Here is a 2,949-nt window from a genome sequence, read left to right on the forward strand (position 1 = left end):
ATGGCGTTGAACAGCCCCGCGCCCATGAGCACCAGGAACGACCGGTGGGTCAGGGTGCTGAACATCTCCTTGGCCAGCTGACCGATCGAGATCTTCCGGACCGGAGGCGTCTTGAACCTGGCGATGTGTTTGTGGGTGCCCATGGCCGAGATCATGATCGCGCCGAACATGATCGCCGAGGCGACCAGGGAGTAGACCTGATAGCCCGCCGGATTGAGCTGGCCGACCGGGTGGGTGGCGTCCGGCTTGAGGAAGACCTGCAGGGCCAGGACCGTCATGGTCAGCCCGCCGAACCAACCGAAGAAATAGCGGTAGGAGAGAACCTTGGTGCGCTCGTCGTAGTCGGTGGTCAGCTCAGGTGCGAGGGCCGAGGAGGGGATCTCGTACATGGTGATGAAGCTGCGGATCACGATGGCGACCACGATGAGGTAGAAGAACAGCGCCTCGTGCGACCAGTTGGGCGGGTTCCAGAGCAGCAGGTAGGAGACCGCCACCGGGATGGCGGCGGCGTACATGAAGGGATGGCGGCGGCCCCATTTGGAGCGCCAGTTGTCCGACACCTGGCCCATGATCGGGTCGAGCAGCGAGTCGAACAGCAGGGCGACCATGATCGCCAGGCCCACCGTCGCCGACGGCAGCCCGACCACCTGATTGTAGAAGATCAGCAGCAGGTAGGAGAACCCCTGGTCCTTCACCCCGAAGGCCACCGAGCCGAAGCCGTAGAACAGCTTGGTGGGGATGCTGAGCTTGCCGGACGCGGTCGGGGCGGGTGGGGGCAAGGCAGTTTCCTCCGAGGCTCGTCGGACGGCTCCTCAGCGCTCGGCCGCCGTCGACGCAATTATGTTATACGATGTAAATCGTAACAAGGAGCCGCTAGGCGCGGGGCGGGATCAGGTCCGGCGCGACTTCGGAAGCCTTCTCGAGATCCGCGGCGGCTTCCTTCAGGGTGGCGAGGTTCTGCTCATGGGTGTTCTGGTCGATGCGATAGAAGACCAGCACCAGGACCGACAGCCCATTCATGACGGCGATGACAGGCAGGTAGATCGAGACCAGCCGCAGCATGATCGCCGGGTCCACCGACCCCTGGCCCGCATTGGTCGGGAACTGCACGAGGGTCAGCAGCAGGCCGGCCACGAACACCCCGATGCCGGCGGTGAACTTGGGCAGCAGGCCGTTGGCGGCGAACAGCAGGCCCTCGGAACGCACCCCGGTCTTCACCGCCGCATCCTCCACCACGTCGGCGATCATCGAGGAGACGATGATCAGGCCGGCCACCACCAGGGTCGTGTAGATGAAGCCGTCCGCCAGCAGGAACAGGAACACGGCCGGCGAATTGTTGGGCGGCATCAGGCCCGCCAGCTTGAGGGTCAGCGGCAGGAGCGAGGTCGCCCAGTAGGCGGAGAACAGCACCAGCATCGCGTTCTTCTTGCCCAGCGCCTTGGAGGCCGGCCCGGCGATCAGGATGGCGCTGATCGAGGCCAGGGCGCCGGCCACGGACAGGTAGGAAATCTGCGCGGCCGAGAGGCCCCAGAGCTCCAGATAGAAATACTGGCTGAGCGCGTAGCTCATCCCGGTGCCGATGCCCGAGCACAGGCCCGACAGCATGACCACCACCAGGGAACGGTTGCTGAGGGTGCTGACGACCTCCTTCACCGCCGCACGGAAACTGATCTGGCGCACCGCCGGCCTGCTGAGGCGCGGGATCTGACTGTGCGTGCCGAGGGCCGAAACCAGGATCGAAGTCGCCATCACCGCGGCCGCCAGCAGGCCGTACTGGGCATAGGCGCCGCGGTTCAGCACCCCGCCCGCCGCGGGGCTCAGGAAGACCTGGTAGAGCACCACGTTCATGCCCAGGCCGCCGACCACACCGAAGAAGTAGCGGTAGCCGAACAGGCTGGTGCGCTGGTGGTAGTCGGTGGTCAGCTCGGGGGCGAGAGCCGCGCTGGGCACCTCGTACAGACTGACGCAGAGTCGCAGCAGCACCAGCATGCCGATCAGGTAAAGCCCGGTCGCTTCCAGCGGCCAGTCGGCCGGCGAGTTCCAGAAGCCGAGGCAGGCCATGGCCACCAGGGGGACCGCGGCGTACATCAACGGGTGGCGCCGACCCCAGCGGGTGCGCAACTTGTCCGACCAGCGGCCGATGCCGGGATCGATCACCGCGTCCAGCATCAGCGACAGCATGATCGCCGTCCCCACCCATAGGGCGGGCAGGCCGATGACCCGGTTCAGATAGGGCTGCAGCAGGGAGGACGAGAGCCCGAGGCTCGCGACCCCGAAGGCCACAGAGCCGAAGCCGTAGAGCACCTTGGTGGGGACGCCCAGCTTGGCCGGGGCCGGGACGAGATTCGTGGCGCCTGCGGCGATATCGGACATGGGCGTTTCTTCTTCCCTGTGGCTACGGTTCAAGCCGCATGCCCTTCGAATTTTCGGTACGACATTCGCGGTAAAACGCCGGTTCGAAAAGGGAAAAATTGTGAACGCGGCGAAACCGCGCGCCAGCCCCTTTCCGTTCTGGCGCGATCACCTGGATGGACGAAAAGGGTCGATCTTCAAAAGTCTAGAGCGTGACGGCCGCCTGAACCGGTAACCACTGCAGGCTGTCACGCTCTGGCCTCCGGCGCGGTTCAGGGGCGTGGGACCACCGGGCTCAGATCGCCCGCGGGGCCGGTCGCGGCTGGCGCTCCGGTCTCGATCTGGGCGTCGGTGGTGCGGGCGTCGAGCGCGCCCTGCGCCAGCTTGCGCAGGTTGTCCTCGTGGACCGACTTGTCGATCTTGTAGAGGAACAGGCAGCTGATCGCGACGGCGTAGAAGCCGCCGATGGTCGGCAGGTAGATGAGCGCCAGGTTGCGCAGCAGCTCTGGATCGACTTCGTTCGGCTTGGCCCCCTGCGGGAAGGCCACGAAGGTCAGCAGCACCCCCGAGACGAAGACCCCCACGCCCGAGACGATC

3 protein-coding genes are annotated in these 2,949 nt (G+C 65.8%); all 3 read right to left on the bottom strand.

Annotated elements, in window-relative coordinates; genetic code table 11:
• Positions 1–779 (bottom strand): MFS transporter (locus V6M52_RS14505; protein ID WP_332701528.1); only part of this gene is annotated, 779 nt, incomplete at its 3' end.
• Positions 780–873: 94 nt separating this feature from the next.
• Complete coding sequence (locus V6M52_RS14510; RefSeq protein WP_332701529.1) at positions 874–2,373, bottom strand: MFS transporter; 1,500 nt, start codon at positions 2,371–2,373, stop codon at positions 874–876.
• A 251-nt stretch (positions 2,374–2,624) separates the two neighbouring features.
• Positions 2,625–2,949: hypothetical protein (locus tag V6M52_RS14515; RefSeq protein WP_332701530.1), on the bottom strand; the 325-nt coding region annotated here is incomplete at its 5' end.

This window comes from Devosia sp. (assembly GCF_036676215.1).
GTDB lineage: Bacteria > Pseudomonadota > Alphaproteobacteria > Rhizobiales > Devosiaceae > Devosia.

What these genes read in the sequence shown, in the direction of transcription:
- V6M52_RS14510 (WP_332701529.1), bottom strand. Translation starts at nt 2,373, where the DNA reads ATGTCCGATATCGCCGCAGGCGCCACGAATCTCGTCCCGGCCCCGGCC.